General features: G+C 69.8%; 14 protein-coding genes and 2 riboswitches. Of the genes, 5 read left to right on the plus strand and 9 right to left on the minus strand.

Features of this window, described 5'->3' with window-relative positions; genetic code table 11:
- Positions 1 to 100: 100 nt before the first annotated feature.
- Positions 101 to 670, minus strand: a complete 570-nt coding sequence (locus BJ971_RS37005; protein WP_184997947.1) for a hypothetical protein — start codon at positions 668 to 670, stop codon at positions 101 to 103.
- A gap of 130 nt (positions 671 to 800) precedes the next feature.
- Between BJ971_RS37005 and BJ971_RS37010 the strand changes: the two genes are divergently transcribed.
- Complete coding sequence (locus BJ971_RS37010) at positions 801 to 2234, plus strand: glycoside hydrolase family 76 protein (RefSeq protein ID WP_184997948.1); 1434 nt, start codon at positions 801 to 803, stop codon at positions 2232 to 2234.
- 1 nt (position 2235) lies between these two features.
- On the opposite strand, the gene BJ971_RS37015 is transcribed toward BJ971_RS37010, so the two are convergent.
- Complete coding sequence (locus BJ971_RS37015; protein ID WP_239087807.1) at positions 2236 to 2793, minus strand: TetR/AcrR family transcriptional regulator; 558 nt, start codon at positions 2791 to 2793, stop codon at positions 2236 to 2238.
- Positions 2794 to 2999: 206 nt separating this feature from the next.
- On the opposite strand from BJ971_RS37015, the gene BJ971_RS37020 reads away from it, so the two are divergent.
- On the plus strand, positions 3000 to 3896 hold the full coding sequence (locus BJ971_RS37020) for an ABC transporter permease (RefSeq protein WP_184997950.1): 897 nt from the start codon (positions 3000 to 3002) through the stop codon (positions 3894 to 3896).
- On the plus strand, positions 3853 to 4674 hold the full coding sequence (locus BJ971_RS37025) for an ABC transporter ATP-binding protein (protein WP_184997951.1): 822 nt from the start codon (positions 3853 to 3855) through the stop codon (positions 4672 to 4674). The genes BJ971_RS37020 and BJ971_RS37025 overlap by 44 nt, the downstream gene beginning before the upstream one ends.
- 17 nt (positions 4675 to 4691) lie before the next feature.
- On the opposite strand, the gene BJ971_RS37030 is transcribed toward BJ971_RS37025, so the two are convergent.
- The gene (locus BJ971_RS37030) at positions 4692 to 5780 is read right to left on the minus strand and encodes a coiled-coil domain-containing protein (protein WP_184997952.1); all 1089 of its coding nucleotides are present in this window, start codon (positions 5778 to 5780) and stop codon (positions 4692 to 4694) included.
- 3 nt (positions 5781 to 5783) lie between these two features.
- Positions 5784 to 5933: riboswitch (cyclic di-AMP (ydaO/yuaA leader) on the minus strand.
- 281 nt (positions 5934 to 6214) lie between these two features.
- A riboswitch (cyclic di-AMP (ydaO/yuaA leader) is annotated at positions 6215 to 6351 on the plus strand.
- A gap of 5 nt (positions 6352 to 6356) precedes the next feature.
- Between BJ971_RS37030 and BJ971_RS37035 the strand changes: the two genes are divergently transcribed.
- Positions 6357 to 7376: a coiled-coil domain-containing protein gene (locus BJ971_RS37035; protein ID WP_184997953.1), complete on the plus strand. Its 1020-nt coding sequence runs from the start codon at positions 6357 to 6359 to the stop codon at positions 7374 to 7376.
- Between the two features lie 66 nt (positions 7377 to 7442).
- On the opposite strand, the gene BJ971_RS37040 is transcribed toward BJ971_RS37035, so the two are convergent.
- The 6 genes from BJ971_RS37040 to BJ971_RS37065 form a co-directional block, all read right to left on the minus strand.
- Entirely contained in the window at positions 7443 to 9809 is a 2367-nt protein-coding gene (locus BJ971_RS37040; RefSeq protein WP_184997954.1) for a glycoside hydrolase family 65 protein, read from the minus strand.
- Positions 9810 to 9852: 43 nt separating this feature from the next.
- Positions 9853 to 10590, minus strand: a complete 738-nt coding sequence (locus BJ971_RS37045) for an HAD family hydrolase (protein WP_184999294.1) — start codon at positions 10588 to 10590, stop codon at positions 9853 to 9855.
- Positions 10591 to 10680: 90 nt separating this feature from the next.
- Positions 10681 to 11193 (minus strand): ATP-binding protein, encoded by a 513-nt coding sequence (locus BJ971_RS37050; protein WP_184997955.1) that lies wholly within the window; start codon positions 11191 to 11193, stop codon positions 10681 to 10683.
- Positions 11194 to 11483: 290 nt separating this feature from the next.
- Positions 11484 to 12782: an ABC transporter ATP-binding protein gene (locus tag BJ971_RS37055; protein ID WP_184997956.1), complete on the minus strand. Its 1299-nt coding sequence runs from the start codon at positions 12780 to 12782 to the stop codon at positions 11484 to 11486.
- A 214-nt stretch (positions 12783 to 12996) separates the two neighbouring features.
- A complete protein-coding gene (locus tag BJ971_RS37060; RefSeq protein ID WP_184997957.1) occupies positions 12997 to 15171 on the minus strand; it encodes a bifunctional glycosyltransferase/CDP-glycerol:glycerophosphate glycerophosphotransferase in 2175 nt (724 codons plus the stop codon).
- The gene (locus tag BJ971_RS37065; RefSeq protein WP_184997958.1) at positions 15171 to 17201 is read right to left on the minus strand and encodes a DUF5941 domain-containing protein; all 2031 of its coding nucleotides are present in this window, start codon (positions 17199 to 17201) and stop codon (positions 15171 to 15173) included. The genes BJ971_RS37060 and BJ971_RS37065 overlap by 1 nt, the downstream gene beginning before the upstream one ends.
- A 214-nt stretch (positions 17202 to 17415) precedes the next feature.
- Between BJ971_RS37065 and BJ971_RS37070 the strand changes: the two genes are divergently transcribed.
- Positions 17416 to 17598, plus strand: a complete 183-nt coding sequence (locus BJ971_RS37070) for a PspC domain-containing protein (protein ID WP_203709662.1) — start codon at positions 17416 to 17418, stop codon at positions 17596 to 17598.
- Position 17599: the final 1 nt, after the last annotated feature.

The raw sequence follows: 17599 nt of genomic DNA on the forward strand, positions 1-17599 counted from the left end.
GCAAAGTCCCCAACCAAAAATGAGAAATCCCCGTGTGCCGCAAAAGCAGAGACGCCGAGGGGTCGGGGACCCCTCGGCGTCTACTACGGAACCTGACTACTCAGCGCGGAAAGACCACGCCCGAACGACCGCTGTACGGATGCCGCGTGCCGTCCCGCAGATAGCCGGTGTTGGGGGCGTCCAGCCACACGATGTACGGCGTGCCCTTCTTGAGCCCGGTGATCGTGGCGGTGACCGTGCAGCTGGTCGCGGGCGGGACGCTCTGCCAGGTGTAGTCCGGCTGGTTGCCGCCCCTCAGCGGCTGCTTGACGGCGGTGACCCGGTAGTCGGACATGTACTGCCGCGGCCAGGTCACGGTCAGGCTGCCGGCGCCGGGCACCACCTCGAGCGGGATCAGCGCCTGGCCCTCCCGGACCATCCGGTTGTCCTTGGTGCACTGCGGGTCGACCGGCAGGAACGAAACGGGCGGCAGCGCGGGCGGCCGCGTTCCGGTGAACGACGGCTTCGGGCTCGGCGTGGCACTGCCCGAGGCGACGACCATCCAGGTCTGGCCGGGCGTCGGCGTCGCGGACACCGCCTGCGTGCCGGCCGAGCCCATGCCGAGCAGGCCGCACCCGCCGAGCGCGACCGGCAGTGCCAGCAACGGGAGCAGGGCCTTCTTGTACCGCATGCACCCAGTTTCGGCCCCGATCGGGCCGGGCTTAGCGGTCTGACAGATGGCGCGCAAGGCATTGACTGTTAAGAATATGTGTACTTTATTAACAGATACCCAAGTGCATCCCCGGCACGGAGGTATCCCCATGCACACGAAGTGGATCGCGGCCGCCACGGTCGCCGCCACCGCCCTGCTCCAGCTGCCGGCCGGGTCCCCGGCCCTGGCAGCCACCGTCTGCAACCGGTACTGCGACGGCCGCGACCCCGCGCTCTCCCCCGGCGACCGCGTCGCGACCAGCGCCATCCTGTACGGCCGTACGTTCAAGGTCCACGTCAACGACGCCGACGCGATGATCTGGGCGACCGTGGAGAACGGCCGGCCCGGCGACGAGGTGTGGCTGGACCGCTCCTTCGACGGCGGTCGCACCTGGCAGGGCGACAGCCGGATCGGCTTCACCGTCGTTCCCGCCGGCGCTGGCGGCTGGCGCACCGCCATGTTCAACGTCGACGACTGGGGCGCCCTCGGCGTCGGCGTGCTGCGCGCCTGCGGCAAGGCCGGCGACCGCCCCGAGCTCACCTGCACCGGCTGGGCGCGGAGCACCTGGAACGCCTGGGACCGGCGCACGGCCGCGGCGACCGCGCTGATGATGCGCTTCGACCGGGGCACCGGGCTGTTCGACACCAACGGCTGGTGGACCGGCGCCAACGCGCTCACCGCGCTGATCGACAACAGCCGGATCAGCGGCATGCACAGCTACGACTACGCGATCGCCGCGACGTACGACAAGCAGATCAACGCCGCGCGGGGGCAGTTCCGCAACGAGTACCTCGACGACACCGGCTGGTGGGGGCTGGCCTGGGTGGCCGCGTACGACCGGACCGGCGACAGCCGCTACCTGAACACCGCCCGGGCCGACGCGGACCACATGTTCGCTTACTGGGACACCCGCTGCGGCGGCGGCATCTACTGGCGCACCGACCGGACCGTGAAGAACGCCATCTCCAACAGCCTCTACATCCAGCTCAACGCGGCCCTGTCCCAGCGGATCGCCGGCGACTCCGTCTACCGCGGGCGCGCACAGGCCGGCTGGGCCTGGTTCCAGAGCACCGGGATGATCAACAGCTCGAACCTGGTGAACGACGGCGTCAACCTCGGCACCTGCCGCAACAACGGCGACGTCACCTGGACCTACAACCAGGGCGTGCTGATCAACGCGCTGGTCCAGCTCAACCGGCTGACCGGGGACGCGAACGCCCTAGCGGTCGCCCGCCGGGTCGCCGACGCGGCCACCACGAGCACCTACCTCAACAGCGGCGGCATCCTGCGCGAACCCAACGAGCCCGACCAGTGCTCCGGTGACGGCGTCTCGTTCAAGGGCGCGTTCGTCCGCGGGCTCGGCGTGCTGAACGCCGCGGTCGGCCGGCCGTACGACACCTACCTGCGGCGACAGGCCGATTCCGCGTACGCCAGGGACCGGACCGGCTTCGACGCGTACGGCAGCCACTGGGCCGGGCCGTACGTCAGCACGAACCACTCCTGCCAGCACAGCGCGCTGGATCTGCTGAACGCGGCGCCTTAGCTCAGGCGCGCAGTGCGGCCAGTACGGCGGCGCCGAGCTTCTCCAGGTAGTCGTCGTCGATGGGGGTCCGGGCGACCGCGAGCCGCCAGTACAGCGGCCCGAGCATCAGATCGACGGCCAGGTCGGGGTCGGTGCCCGCGGGCAGTTCGCCGCGGGCGACGGCCTGGCCGACTATCTTCTCGCCGACGGCCTGCTGATGGGTGCGCAGCGCACCCTGCAACGTCTCGGCGATCTTCGGGTTGCGTGCCGCCTCGGCCATCAGGTCGGGGATGATCTGCGACGCGATGCGGTGCCCGAGCGCCTTGCTGACGATGAACATCAGCAGTTGCAGATCGCCCGCGAAGCTTCCGGTATCGGGCATGGGCACGCTACGCTCCGCTACCGCGGACACTATCTCGAGTACCATTTCGAGCTTGTTGCTCCACCGGCGGTAGATTGCCGTCTTGCCGACACCCGCGCGGCGGGCAACTGCCTCGATGGAGAGCCGTCCGTAGCCGACCTCGGCCAGCTCGTTCATGACCGCATTCCGAATGGCCGCGGTGATGTCCCCGCGGAGCACCGCCGCTCCGGCGGGTGCACGTTTCGCTGTTGCCACGGTCTCACTATACGCGAGGACGCAACGGTTGCGTTCCGGCGCCCGGTCGGATAGTTTCGGGCCAGCGTCGATACGAACCCGTTCCATCGCGCACACTTGTACCTGTGTCCCCGGACGATTCAACCAGGTCCTCGGCCCCCATCGGACCGACAAGATCGGAGCGCCACCCCATGCCCCCTACGGCGGTCGCCGATTCCGACACCGGCCTCGCGCTCAAGGAGCTGGCCCGCACGCACGGCCTGAGCGCCGCCGGCAAGCTGCCCAGCCTGCGCGACTACTCGCGGCAGCTCTGGTCATACCGGCACTTCATCGCGTCGTACGCGAACGCCAAGGTCAGCTCGTCGCTGGGCCGCACCAAACTCGGCGCCTTCTGGCAGGTGCTGACGCCGCTGATCAACGCGGCCGTGTACTACGTGATCTTCGGTGTGCTCCTGAACACCCAGCGGGGCGTCGACAACTTCGTCGCGTACCTCTGCATCGGTGTCTTCGTCTTCGGTTTCACCCAGTCGGTGGTGCAGTCCGGCATCCAGTCGATCAGCTCCAACATGGGCCTGATCCGGGCACTGCACTTCCCGCGGGCCAGCCTGCCGCTCGCCATCACCATGGTCGAGATTCGCAACATGTTCGCCTCGATGGCGGTCCTCATGGTCATCGTGCTGGCCTTCGGCGAGCCGATCACCTGGGAGTGGCTGCTGATCATCCCGGCCTTCGTGCTTCAGTCGATCTTCAACGCGGGCCTGGCCATGGGTACGGCCCGGCTGGGCTCCAAGGTCGCCGACTTCAAGCAGCTGGTGCCGTTCATCATGCGGATCTGGCTGTACGGCTCGGCCGTGCTCTACCCGGTGACCCAGTTCTCCGATCACCTGAGCGGCTGGAAGCTGTACCTGGTCGAGGCCAACCCGCTGCTGATCTTCATCGAGCTGATGCGGCACGCGCTGATGGAGGACGTCACGCTGGCGGCCTCGGCCCCGGTGCTCTGGCTCCAGGCGATCGGCTGGACCGCGCTGGTCGGACTCGGCGGTTATGTCTACTTCTGGCGCGGAGAGAAGGGTTACGGCCGTGGCTGACAACTCCAGCACCGACCGGCGCGAACCGACGGTCATCGTCGACGACGCACACGTGGTCTACCGGGTGCACCAGGCCGCCACGGCCGGCACCGGCAGCCCGCTGGCGAGCTTCAAGCGGCTCGTCACCGGCACCAAGCCGGCCACGCTGCGCGAGGTGCACGCGATCAAGGGCGTCAGCTTCGTCGCGTACAAGGGCGAGGCCGTCGGCCTGATCGGCACCAACGGCTCCGGCAAGTCAACCCTGCTGCGCGCGATCGCCGGGCTGCTCCCGGTCGAGCGGGGCGCGATCTACGCGGCCGGCCAGCCGTCGCTGCTCGGCGTCAACGCGGCCCTGATGAACGACCTGCCGGGCGAGCGCAACGTCGTGCTCGGCTGCCTGGCGATGGGCATGTCACCGGCCGACGTGAAGTCCCAGGTGAAGGACATCATCGAGTTCTCCGGGATCAACGAGCGCGGCGACTTCAGCTCGCTGCCGATGCGCACCTACTCCTCCGGCATGTCGGCGCGGCTGCGGTTCTCGATCGCGGCGGCGAAGAAGCACGACGTGCTGCTCATCGACGAGGCGCTGGCCACCGGTGACGCGAAGTTCCGCCGGCGCAGCGAGCAGCGGGTCCGCGACCTGCGGGCCGAGGCCGGCACGGTCTTCCTGGTCAGCCACAGCGAGCAGTCGATCCGGGACACCTGCGAGCGCAGCATCTGGCTCGAGTCGGGGCTGATCCGGGCGGACGGCCCGACCGAGGACGTGCTGAAGGAGTACGAGGCCTACGTCAAGCGGTAGGCCCCGCACCCTGTCAGCTAGCGCATCGAGAGATGCACGTGGTTCGTGTGATCACTCGAGGGGTCGCCGTTACCCCTCGAGTACGCCTTCCAGCCGCTGCTGGGCAGCCAGATCCGCTTGAACCAGATCACGTAGAGCACGCCCAGCGCGCTGGCGTTGTTGATGAAGTAGTTCGCCAGCCGGTTGCCGTACGTCCTGCTGCTGCCCGAGGCGACGCCTCCGAAGCCGTTCTTGTCGGCGGCGAAGTCGCAGGCCCGGCCCTTCGGATGCTCACCGCTGTTCTGCGTGCGGAAGCACGCGACGAAGTGGGTGAAGCCGTCCTTCTGCGCCTCCTTCATCGCGTGCAGGGTGCGCGCCGTGATGCAGCCGGACGTGGTCGGGTCGTTGACGCTGCATGACTGGTTCGGCAGCGACCCGTCGGAGTTACGCGGCGCGGCCGCGGCCCGCAGGCTGCTGCCGCCGTCGCTGCTGCCACCGCTGCTGGAGTCGGCGCCGCTCGACGACTCCTCCTCGACGCCGTTCGCCGCGTTGGCCGCCTTGAGGGCGCCCTCCGCCTGTGCCTTGCGCTTGGCCATGATCTCGACCTGGCGCTGCTGATCGCGGATCTCGGCGTCGATCTCGGCCTTCGCCCGCTCCTGCCGGCTCCGGGAGTCCTTGAGATCACGCACCGCGCGGTCCTGCTTGACGGCGACCGTCTCGAGGATCTCCGCGCGGTCCAGCATGCTGCCGGTCGAGTCGGCGTTGAGCAGGGCGGTCATCGGCCCGAGGCGCCCGACGCGATACGACTGCTGGACTATGTCGTCCAGCGCCGCCTGCCGGGGGCCGAGCTCGGCGTCGATCTCCTTGAGCTTGGCGATCAACTGCTGCTGGCGCGTCTTGGAGCGGGCCAGGGCCTCCTTGGCCTCGACGAAGCCCTTGGACGCCGCCTCGAGCTGCTGCACCAGTGACTTGGAGCCACCCTCGCCGTCGTCGCCGGAGTCGCCGGGCGCGGCGAGCGGGCGGGGTGCGGCGGAGGCTGGGGACGGGGCGGTCAGCGCCAGCCCCGAGGTGGCGACGAGCGCGGCCAGGACGGCCGCTAATCGTCGGCGGGCAGGTTTGAGCCTCAAGTGCTTTCCTTCCGTCGGCCGCCGACCGGGTTAGCTGACGGGTTCGGGACGGAAGCGATCCCTACAGGTCCGTGCCTGCGGCTCGGACCCGATTCACCCCATTACTCGGTTGGTTCCCCGGCTCGCCATGCGGCGATTAGGCGACGGTCTCCGCGGAGACCGTGACGAACACTACCCATCGATGCTAGGAATCGACAGGTGTCGTACTTAGGGCAACAATGCCGCCACTCGGCGTAATTTCGGCGCGATAAGAATGCAGTGACTCACACCGATGGCCCGCCCGGCGTTAACCACCTGGGCCATTCCATCGAAATGTAACGGAAAGTCGTTGCGGGGTAACGCTTTTACGGCCGTCGTGGAGACTGGCAGACGGCCCGTTGTCGGGTAAGCTGGCCGCCGGTTACTGCCAAGGAAGGCACCGCCCCCAAGGTGCCGGCAGTCCACCGCCTAATCGCCGCGAGGCGAGCCGGGGAACCACACGTAGTAGTGGGGTGAATCCACTTAACAGTGGTAGGGATTGCTTCCGTCCCGAACCCGTCAGCTAACCCGGTCGGCGGCCACGCGGAAGGATTCTGAATGACGGCAAGACCCCGCCGGTGGCTGGTCCTCGCCCTGGCACCGCTCGTCGCGGTCACGATGCTGCTCGTGCCCGCCGGCCCGGCAAACGCCGACCCGGACGACAAGAAGACGTCGACCGCCGACGACGGCGAAGACGACCCGCTCCTCAACGAAGTGCTCGACTCCACCGGACGACGCTTCGTCGCGGCGAAGTCGGCGGTCGCGAAGTCGACGAAGACGCAGCTCGGCCTGGCCCTCAAGGTCAAGGACGCCGAGGCCCGCCGGGACGCCATGCTTCCCGAGGTCGGCGCCGTCGCGGCACAGCAGTACCGCACCGGCGGCATCTCCACCATGGGCTTCCTGCTGAACACGGACGGCCCGGAAGGCTTCCTCAAGAAGGCGGTCTCCCTCGAGGAGATCAGCGCCCTCAACGACGGCAAGCTGCACGCGCTGTACCAGGCGATCGACGACGTCAACACCGCCAAGGCCCGCCTCGACCAGGAGGTCAAGGCACAGCAGCAGAACCTCGCCGCGATGAAGAAGCAGAAGCAGTCGGCGGAGAAGGCCCTGGCGAAGGTCGGCGGCAACATCGTGACCGGCGGTTTCGTGCTCGTCAATTCGCCGGTGGCCGCCGCGGCTCCGCGTAACTCCGACGGCGAGTTCAGTCCCGAGTCGTGCAGCGTTAACGACCCCACGACCAGCGGCTGCATCACCCCGCGGACCTTCCACATGTACAAGGAAGTGAAGAAGGCGAACTTCAAGCGGTTCGTCGGCTGCCACCGCAACGGGGGCCCGTTCGAGCATCCGAAGGGCCGGGCCTGCGACTGGTCGCTGCAGAAGAGCGGCTTCTCGCCCTGGCACAACCAGGACACCCGGGAGTACGGCAACAACCTGATGGCGTTCCTGGTGCGCAACGCCGACAGGCTGGGCATTCTCTACGTCATCTGGAACAAGCAGATCTGGTTCCCGGCGACTGGCTGGAAGTCATACTCCGGACCGAGCGACCACACGGACCACGTGCACGTGTCGATGCTCTGATCCCCGCGCCAAAAGAAAGCCCCCGTCCTGGCGGACGGGGGCTTTCTTGTCTGCCGAGGTCGGCGGTCAGCTGCCGGTGGCCCGCCGGACCGGGGCACGACCGAACGGCTGGTTCGGCTGCGGTCCGGTCGGCGGCGCCGGCGGGATGGCCAGCACGACCGGCTTCACCTGGGTGATCGTGACCTCCTTGCCGTGGTGCAGGAGGTCCAGCCGGGCCGAGCCGCCGCCGTTGCGCAGCGAGTAGGTGACCTCGTCGGCCGTCACCTCCACCCGCAGCCGCAGACCGCGCCAGAGCAGCGAGAACTCCAGCGCGTTGATCCGGCTCGGCAGGCGCGGCGCGAACGACAGCTGCCCGCCCGAGTCCCGCATGCCGCCCAGTCCCGCCACCAGTGCGATCCAGGAGCCGGCGAGCGACGCCACGTGCACGCCGTCGCGGGCGTTCTGGTGCAGGTCGTGCAGGTCCATCAGGGCGGCCTCGCCCAGGTAGTCATGGGCCAGCTCGAGGTGACCGACCTCCGCGGCCATGACGGCCTGGATACACGCCGACAGCGACGAGTCCCGCACGGTACGCGAGTCGTAGTACGCGAAGTTGCGGGCCTTCTCCTCCGGCGTGAAGGCGTCGCCGCGCACGTACATCGCCATGACCAGGTCGGCCTGCTTGACCACCTGCTTGCGGTACAGGTCGAAGTACGGGTAGTTCAGCAGCAGCGGGTACGCCTCCGGCGGGGTGTTCTCGAAGTCCCACTCCTGAAGCCGGGTGAAGCCCTCCGACTGCTGATGCACCCCGAGCTCCCGGTCGTACGGGATGTGCACGGACGCCGCCGCGTCCCGCCACGACGCCGACTCCTCGCCGTCCACGCCCAGCCTGCGGGCGAGGTCGGGATGCCGCTTCACCGCGTCCGCCGCGGCGAACAGGTTCTGCTGCGCCATCAGGTTGGTGTAGATGTTGTCGTTGACCACGGCCGTGTACTCGTCCGGGCCGGTGACGCCGTCGATGTGGAAGCGGCCGTGCCGGTCGTGGTGGCCCAGCGAACGCCACAGCCGGGCGGTCTCGACCAGCAGCTCGAGGCCGACCTCGCGCTCGAAGTCGAAGTCACCGGTCGCCGAGACGTAGCGGCGCACGGCGTCGGCGATGTCGGCGCCGATGTGGAAGCCGGCCGTGCCGGCCGGCCAGTAGGCCGAGCACTCCTGCCCGCGGATGGTGCGCCACGGGAAGGCCGCGCCTTGCAGGCCGAGGGTCTGCGCGCGCTCCCGGGCCAGATCCAGCGTCGAGTGCCGCCAGCGCAGCACGTCCGCGGCCGCGGACGGCTGGGTGTAGGTCAGGGCCGGCAGCACGAACGTCTCGGCGTCCCAGAACGTGTGGCCGTCGTAGCCCGGGCCGGTGAGGCCCTTGGAGCCGATCGGCCGCTGCTCGGCGCGGGCGCCGGATTGCAGCATGTGGAAGAGGCCGAAGCGCACCGCCTGCTGCACCTCCGGGTCACCCTCGACCTTGACGTCGGAGTGGTCCCAGAACGCGTCGAGGTAGTCGCGCTGCGCCTCGACCAGGCCCTCCCAGCCGTCCAGCCGGGCGCTGGCCAGCGCGGCGCCGACCTGGTCGCGCACCGCGGGCAGCGAACGGTTGCTGGACCAGCCGTACGCGGCCAGCTTGACGACGCGCAGCTTCTGCCCCGGCTCGAGCTTGCAGGCCACCGTGGTACGCAGCCAGTCCGGGTGCCCCTCGGTGGTGACGGCGTGCTTGCCCGGCGCCTCGACGAGGTGCTCCATCGCCGCGGCCATCCGCAGGTCGCTGGCCTTGGTCCGGTGCACGAGCAGGCCGCCGGTGCGCTGCTCCAGCAGCTCCTCGGCCTGGAGCGGGTGGTCCAGCACCGCGGCGACGCGGGGGTCCTTGCTGGTCGGCGGGAGCTGCTCGTTCGCCACCAGCTCGGACTGGAGGATCAGCCGGGCGGGTGAGTCGACCGCCTCGACCTCGTAGAGGAACGCGACGACCGCCCGCTGGGTGAACGACACCAGCCGGACCGTGCGCACCCGGATCGCCTGGCCGGACGGGGAGATCCACTCCACTATCCGCTCGAGCGTGCCCGCGCGCAGGTCCAGGGTGCGCTCGTGGGAGCGCAGCTCGCCGTACCGCACGTCGAAGGGCTCGTCGTCGACGAGGAGCCGCATGAGCTTGGCGTTGGTGACGTTGACCATCGTCTGGCCCGACTCGGGGAACCCGTAGCCCGCCTCGGCGTACGGCAGCGGCCGCAGCTCGTAGAACGAGTTCAGATAGGTGCCGGGCAGGCCGTGCGGCTCGCCCTCGTCCAGGTTCCCGCGGATGCCGATGTGGCCGTTGGACAGGGCGAATACGGACTCGGACTGAGCCATCAGGTCCAGGTCCAGCCGGGTCTCCCGGATATGCCAGGGATCGACGGGGTAGGCCCGTTCACGGATCACGGTGGTGCCTCTCGCACTGAAAAGGAAAGAAAGTCTGTGGGGTTTACTTCAGGAGTTCGGCGAGGTCCTGCACGACGATGTCGGCGCCGTGTGCGCGCAACGCGTCGGCCTGGCCGACCCGGTCGACGCCGATCACGATGCCGAATCCGCCGGCCTTGCCCGCGGCCACGCCGGCCAGGGCATCCTCGAACACGGCGCAGTTTGCGGGATCCACGCCGAGCAGTTTGGCGCCGTACAGGAAGGTGTCCGGGGCCGGCTTGCCCGGCAGCTGCTCCGCGCGGGCCGTCACGCCGTCAACGCGCACCTCGAGCAGGTCCGCGATGCCGGCCGCGTTCAGCACGTCCGCGCAGTTGGCACTGGCCGAGACGACGGCGCGGCGCAGGCCCGCGTCCCGGACGGCGTGCAGGTAGTCGACCGATCCGGCGTACACCTGTACCGCGCCTTCCGCGATCTTCTGGAGGACGAGTTCATTCTTGCGGTTGCCGATGCCGTTGACGGTCTCCTCGTCGGGACCGTCGTCGGGCGTGCCTTCGGGCAGGGTTATGCCCCGCGAGGCGAGGAAGGTGCGAACCCCGTCGGCGCGCGGCCGGCCGTCGACGTACTTGTGGTAGTCGGCGCCGGAGTCGAACGGCACGAACGGCTGTTCATGCCGCGCTGACCACGCCTCGAGAAACGCGTCGAAGGTCTGCTTCCATGCCGCGTTATGTACCAGGGCGGTCTGTGTGAGCACACCGTCGAGGTCGAAAAGGCAGGCCGTCACTTGGGGAGGTAGTCCGAGCACTGGACCAATGTAGTCGCCCAGCGTTGCCAACACCGCTCCATGCGCAGGACGATATTTCCACGGCGTTTCATGCCGTGTTCAATCGTTGTCCTAAGCGCCGTTGACCAGGTCAGACAGGGTAATACGCCCGGGCAGGCCAATTCGGAGTCCGATAGTCGTCCCAATCGGACCGGTGGCCATCGTTACTTCGTCGCACAGTTGGTGCGCCAGCCAGATGCCCCGGCCGCCCACCTCGAACGCCTCCGGCGCCTCCGGCGGATGCCGGAACCGCTCCGGTATCCCCGGCCCGGAGTCGGTCACCGTGCACCACAGGGACCCGGCGGTGCCCCACAGCACGATCCGGCCGTGACCGCCGGCGTGCAGGACGGCATTGGTGATGATCTCGTTGATCGCCAGCACGAAGCCGTGCAGGCGATCGCCGAGCGCTCCGCGATCGAGCCGCGCCGTGACCTCGTGGCGCACCACGGTGATCTCGTCGCGGCCGAACGTGCGGTCCAGCAGGGTGAGACCGGATCGATCAGGATCTGTACGCGCCGGTGCACCGTCCGGCGACTCCCTGCCCGGAGCCGGACGCAGCACATCGTGGTCGACAGTTTCCTCCACCGCCGAGCAGCCTACGCTGTGTACCGCCTCCGTGGCAGCCGAGAGATCCCAAGAAACTTCTCAGAAGAGGTCGGACAGGGTTCGGAAGATCTCCGCGTAGAACACGCCAGCTGGGTGCCGACGAAGCCGAAGAGCAGGATCCAGCCGTAGTCCGGTGCGGTGATCAGGAAGAAGAGCGAGATCGGCGTGCGATCACCGAGCTGGCCGCCACCCTTCAGATCAACGACGTCGATACGCCATCGCACCGACGTGCGCGGAACGATATGCCATGCCGTCAATGCGTGCGAGCTTCAGCGCCAACCGACGTCGATGCGATCTCCGCGATCGTTGAAGAAGTGCAGGGCGTCCATCCGCACGCTGATCGCGAGCGGATGCCCCGGCGAGACGGCCGGGTACGGCGCCAGCCGCACGGCCAGCTCGGCCGGGCGCCGCTGGTGCCGGCCGGGGTCGCTGAGCACCGAGGTCTTCTCCGGGTCGTCGCGCTCGAGGACCGCCTTGTCGCCGCGGCCGGCGAGCCGTTGCAGCGCTCCCCCGATCCGCCGGAAGGCACCGGCATCGGGGACGGAGTCGGCGGTCATGCCGGCGAGCTCGTCGACGACGACGGCGGTCGCGCCGATGTCCAGGAAGGCCAGGGACTCGTGGCCGTGGTGTTCGAGGTGGCGGATGCGCCCCTGGAGCACGTCGCCCGGGGTGTCGGGTGCGACGGGCGCCAGCGCCTCGGCCCGCATGCCGACCACGATGCGCTCGCCGTGGTAGTGCGCGATCGCCCGCGACCGAATGTCGTTCCAGGGCAGGTAGAGCGCCTGCTCGCCGAGGTTGAGCGCGATGTAGCGATCGAGGTGCACGTACACCGAGGCCTCGAGCAGGTTCATCCGGGGCGCGCCGAGGAACGCGGCGACGTAGAGGGTGGCCGGCCTGCCGTAGACCTCGGTGGGGGTACCGATGTCCTGGAGCACGCCCTTGCGCATGATCGCCACCCGGTCGGCCATTGTCAGCGCCTCGGCCTGGTCGTGGGTGACGTACATGGTGGTGACGCCGAGTTCGCGGGTGAGGCCGGTGATCTCCGAACGCAGTTCGGCGCGCAGGCCGCTATCCAGGTTGGACAGGGGCTCGTCCATCAGGAAGAGCCCCGGGCGGCGCACGATGGCCCGGCCCATCGCGACCCGCTGGCGCTGGCCGCCGGAGAGCTGCCCGGGCCGGCGGGCGAGCACGTCGCCGATGCCGAGGGCGCTCGCCACGTCGCCGATCCGCTCGCCGCGCGGCACGAGCTCGATGCCGGAGAGCTTCAGCGGGAAGCCGATGTTCTCGCCGACCGTCATGTGCGGGTAGAGGGCGAAGTCCTGGAAGACCATGGCGATCCGGCGATCGCGCGGTGCAAGGTCCATGACCGGCTCGCCGTTGAGCAGAATCGCGCCGGAGGTGGGGTCCTCGAGCCCGGCGATCATGCGAAGAATTGTCGATTTGCCGCACCCGGAGGGGCCGAGCAGGACCAGGAACTCACCGTCCTCGACGTCCAAACTGACCCGGTCGACCGCGACGCTGCCGTGCGGCCACACCTTGGTGACGTCCTTGAGCGCGACGGTGGACACCGTCAACCTCCTGCGTTTGAGCTGCGACGATGGCTTAGCGTGACTACACACATCGATGTCTGCCATCGGGTGAAAAGGCCATTTGCCCACAGTCACCGGACGATTACCCATTCACGGACGTCACAAGATCAACTAACTGCACAGTCTGTGCAGGTGGCAGGCCGGACGGGCGTTCGCGGGACGCGAGCGGGCCCGGGTTCGCAGTCGCGAAGAATTACGGCGCGGTTTCGCCCAGCAAGACGCGGCGCACCACCCGCTCGGCGGCCCGGCCGTCGTCGAGGTAGCAGAACCTCTCCCGGAAGCGGGCACGACGGGCGGCCGCCTCACCGCCGGAGTACCCGCCGCCGGCGAAGACGCCGACCAACTCCGGGAAGGTCGTCGCGACGGCTCCCGGCGGCTGTTCCATCAGGTCGAAGTAGGTGCCGCGCAGCTCCCGGTACGCCTCCCAGTCGGGCGCGAAGATCACCAGCGGCCGGTCGAGCACGGCGAAGTCGAACATCGCCGAGGAGTAGTCGGTGACCATCACGTCGGCGGCCAGATAGAGGTCCTCGACCACCGGGTATCCCGACACGTCCACGATCCGCCCCCGGCGCGTCCGCGTCTCCTCGTCCGGAGCGACGTGGAAGTAGTGCGCGCGGACCAGCAGCACGGTCTCCGGCCCCAGCGCCTCGGCGAACGCCTCGACGTCCAGCACCCGCTCGCCCAGGCGCAGCCACTCGCGGTGCGTCGGCGTGTAGAGGACGACCCTTTCGGACGGTGCGATGCCGAGCCTCGCCCGCACGGCCGCCGTCTCGGCCGGCGACGCGGACGCCAGCCGGTCGTTGCGCGGGTAGCCGACCTCGAGGGTCTCGTACCGGCAGGGGTACGCCCGCTCCCAGGCGACCGTGGTGTGCGCGTTCGCCGAGATGCTGAAGTCCCAGCGGTCCGCGCGGCGCATCTGTGCGCGGAAGTCCGGGTCCTTGACCGCGGCCGGATGATCCGCCTGGTCGAGGCCCATCATCTTCAGCGGCGTGCCATGGTGGGTCATCAGGTGTGTGGCGCCGTCCCGCTTGACCACCCAGTTCGGCCAGTTCACGTTGTTGACCAGCCAGCGGGCCCGGGCCAGCGCCCGGTAGTACGGCAGCGAACCGGCGATCACGTAGTCGGTGCCCGGCGGGACGGAACGGGCGCCGGCCCGGCCGACGACCCAGACGTTGCGCACCTCCGGGGCCAGCTCGGCGGCCTTGCTCGAGATCGCCGCCGGGTTGCAGGTCACCCCGCGGTACCAGTACGCGGCGTACAGCGCGAGCCGGTCGTCCACCGGCAGCCGCAGGTGTAGCCGGTAGTAGCCGCGGTAGGCGGCCTGCCGCGCCCGCTTGGCCATCCCCCGCACCTTCAGCGCGGGCATCCGCCGCCGCCGGTTCAGGGCCTTGACCACGTTGACGGCCCGGTTCAGCGCCCGGAACGACAGGAAGGATCCCCGCTCGATGAACCGGTGCCGCAGGCCCATGGCCCCCGGCGGCGGGCGATAGCCCTTGGCCGGCCGGTACCGGTGAAAGTCCGCGACGATCCGGTCGAAGAAGACCCGGCGCGAGGCCGGCGGTATCCGCTCGGGATTGCGCAGCACGACCACGTAGTGCCACATCATCCGATCGAACAGCGACGGACGCAGCTCCTCGGGCCGCTCCGCGTACTCCTCCACCAGCTCGAGCGCGCGCTCCCAGTGCCTGAAGATCTCGAAATGCCGGTCACCGACCGTACGCGTGATCGCCCCGGTCCGGCGCTGCCGGTAGTGCACGCAGGTGCGGCCGAGTGCGCTGATCCGGTCGGCCGCCGCCAGGACCGGGAACGTGTAGGAGACGTCCTCGTACCAGCCCGACTCGAAGCGGAAGCCGAGCTTGATCAGCAGATCCCGGCGCACGACCTTGTTCCAGGCCACGTGCAGCACGGTCAGCACCACCGGCCACTGCGCGAGCGTGAACGTCCGCGGCGCGGTGGCGAGCACCGCCCCGGCGCCGGCGACCTCCACCCGGCCGTCCCAGTACACCCGGTCGAAGCCCACGACCAGCACGTCCGCGTCCGTGTCGACGAGCCGGCCGGCGACCGCGGTGAGCGCGCCCTGCGCCAGCCAGTCGTCGCTGTCGACGAACCAGACGTAGTCGCCGATCGCCTGATCGAGGCCGGCGTTGCGCGCCCCGCCCAGCCCCGCGTTCGTCTCGAGCGAGACGACCCGGACCCGCGGGTCACGCGCCGCGTACTCGGCGAGGATGGCGCCGCTGTCGTCCGGTGAGCAGTCGTCGACGGCGACCACCTCGAAGTCCGTGAAGGCCTGCTCGAGCAGTGAGTCCAGGCACTGGCGCAGGTAACCCCGCACGTTGTACACCGGCAGCACCACGCTGAGCAGGGGCACTACGAACCTCCGGATCTCCAGTCTCCGACCGCCCCCGCCAGGAAGGAACCGCCCACCACGAGGGCGAGCAGCAGCTCACCGATGGTGGCGGCCCCGCACAGTGCGCACACCACGAGCAGTACGACCCGGCCGTCCCAGCCGAGCCACGCCCTCGCCGCGGAGGCGCCCGGTGCACCTTTCTCCATCCGGGCGGTCAGGTCGTAGTGGCGGAGTGCCAGTACGAACAACAACAGGTAAACAACCGGCGGCGGCACCGAGCAGATCAACCCCACGGCTACCACGACCAGGTACTCGGCAGCCCGCAGACCGGCGGGGATCAGCCAGTCGAGCGGCCCGTCGTGCCGGGACCGGGCCGGTAGCCCGGCGCCGAGCACCAGCACCGCGGTCACCACGAGCCAGACCGCGGCGCCGCCGCCGGCCCGGACGAACTCCACCTGGAGCCCGCCGCTCACCCACCGGCCGACCGAGGTGCCGATCGGTACCCAGCCCGCCAGCAGGCCGACCACCAGCACCAGCGCCGCGAGCGCCGCCACCACCGTCGCGGCCAGCGGCGCGCCGACCCGAGCCGCGCTCAGGACGGCGCGGACCAGCAGGCCGTCGTCGCGGTGCCGCGACGTGTCGACCGTGTCGAGCACTCCGACGCGCATCGAGATCGAGCGCAGGGAGCGCAGGCCCAACGTGTACGCGGCCGCGAGCAGCCCCCAGATCACCACCGCCGCCAGGGCGATCCGGCCGTTGCCGAACGCCGCGAGCACGGCGATCAGCGCCCACCGCTCGCCGATCGGGAAGACCACGATCCGCTTCAGCCAGTACGCGGCCGAGCCGGTGTCCGCCTGCACCCGGTTGGACGCCCGGCTGAGCCGCGCACCCACCCCGCCGCCGGCGTCGGCGTTGCCCGCGGTGCCGACGGACTGCCGGGCGGCGGCCTCGTCGTGCAGCGCCCCGTACCAGGTGTCGGTCATGTGCCGGACCGTCTGCAACAGGATCGCGGTGATCGCCAGCGGCCAGGCGTACGGCAGGCCGGCCCGCTCGGCGCCGGCGGCCAGGCCGGCGTAGACCGCGTACTCCTTGGCCCGGTCTGCCATCGTGTCCAGCCAGCCGCCGAACGCGGAGAAGCTGCGGGTGTACCGGGCCAGTTGCCCGTCCACGCAGTCGAGCACGAAGCCCAGGTAGAGCAGGATCCCCCCGGCGATCATCGCGGGCCGCGAGGCCTGCCAGAACGCGAGCGCGGCGGCCACCGCGAACAGCACGGACAGCGCGGTCACGCCGCTCGGGCTCAGGCCGAGCCGGGCACACCACTTGGTGACCAGCGGCGACCAGGTGCTGACGGCATAGGTGGTGAAGAAGTCGTCCTTCTCCTTGACCGCGAGCCGCAGCAGGGCGGAGTCCTCGTCGACGGCGGCGACCGCGGCGCGGGCGGCGGTCAGCTCGGCGGGAGTGTGCACCCGCTCGGCGTGCAGCAGCCGCACCCGGGTGGCGATGGGCACGAGTCCACCGTCGATCAGCCCCGGCAGCAGCACGTCGACCGCGTCCCGCCGGGCGACGCCGGTCGAGCCGGCGGTCGTGGCGACGGCGGCACCGGCCGGCTCGGGGCCGGCCGGGACGTGATCTGCCGCGCGGGCGGCGGCCGTGGCCAGGATCGGCAGGTCGGCCGGGGCGATGCTGATCGCGCCGAGGAAGCGGGTCGTGCCGTCCACCGCCGCGACCAGCCGTCCGCGCTCCTCGCGCAGGTCGCCGCCGTCCTCCGCGATCACCAGGGCGGTGCTGCGGCCGGCCGGCTCGGTGGCCAGGGTCCAGAGCAGGCTCGGGTGGGCGACGAGATTGTCGGCGCACAGCAGCAACGGTTCCGCCGCGTCCGCGGCGATCCTGGCGATCTCGCGCAGCTGCGCCGCGACGTCGAGTCCCTCCACCGGCACGACCGCGGTGGCCCCGGCCGCGGCCAGGGCCGCGGTGAGCTCGTCGGCGAGCCGACGGGCCGCACCCGGGTCGAGGTCGTTGCCGGTACTCCCGCACAGCACGGCGAGCGTCACCGAGACATCCCTCCCATACGCCGCCCATGGCGACGGGGTGTCCGGGGCGGGATCGCCCGATGCTAACAGTGGTTTCACACGGGCTACGGGTAGCCCTTACGGGAACGCGAGGGCACTTCTCCACCTCGGGACCGAGGGCGGCCCGGTGCGGCGCTCATATCGTTGAACGTGGTTGTGACGCACGGTCGCAGCCGCACCGAATGGAGTGGTAGACGTGACCCGCCGACTGTCCCGGCCCCGTGACGACCGATGGATCGCCGGTGTCTGTTCCGGCCTGGCACGCCGGTTCGGCCTGTCCTCCGGCGTCGTGCGACTGATCTTCGTCCTGTCCTGCCTGCTGCCCGGCCCGCAGTTCCTGATCTACCTGATCCTCTGGATCATGATGCCCAACGAGTGAC

Source organism: Amorphoplanes digitatis (genome assembly GCF_014205335.1).
Lineage (GTDB): Bacteria > Actinomycetota > Actinomycetes > Mycobacteriales > Micromonosporaceae > Actinoplanes > Actinoplanes digitatus.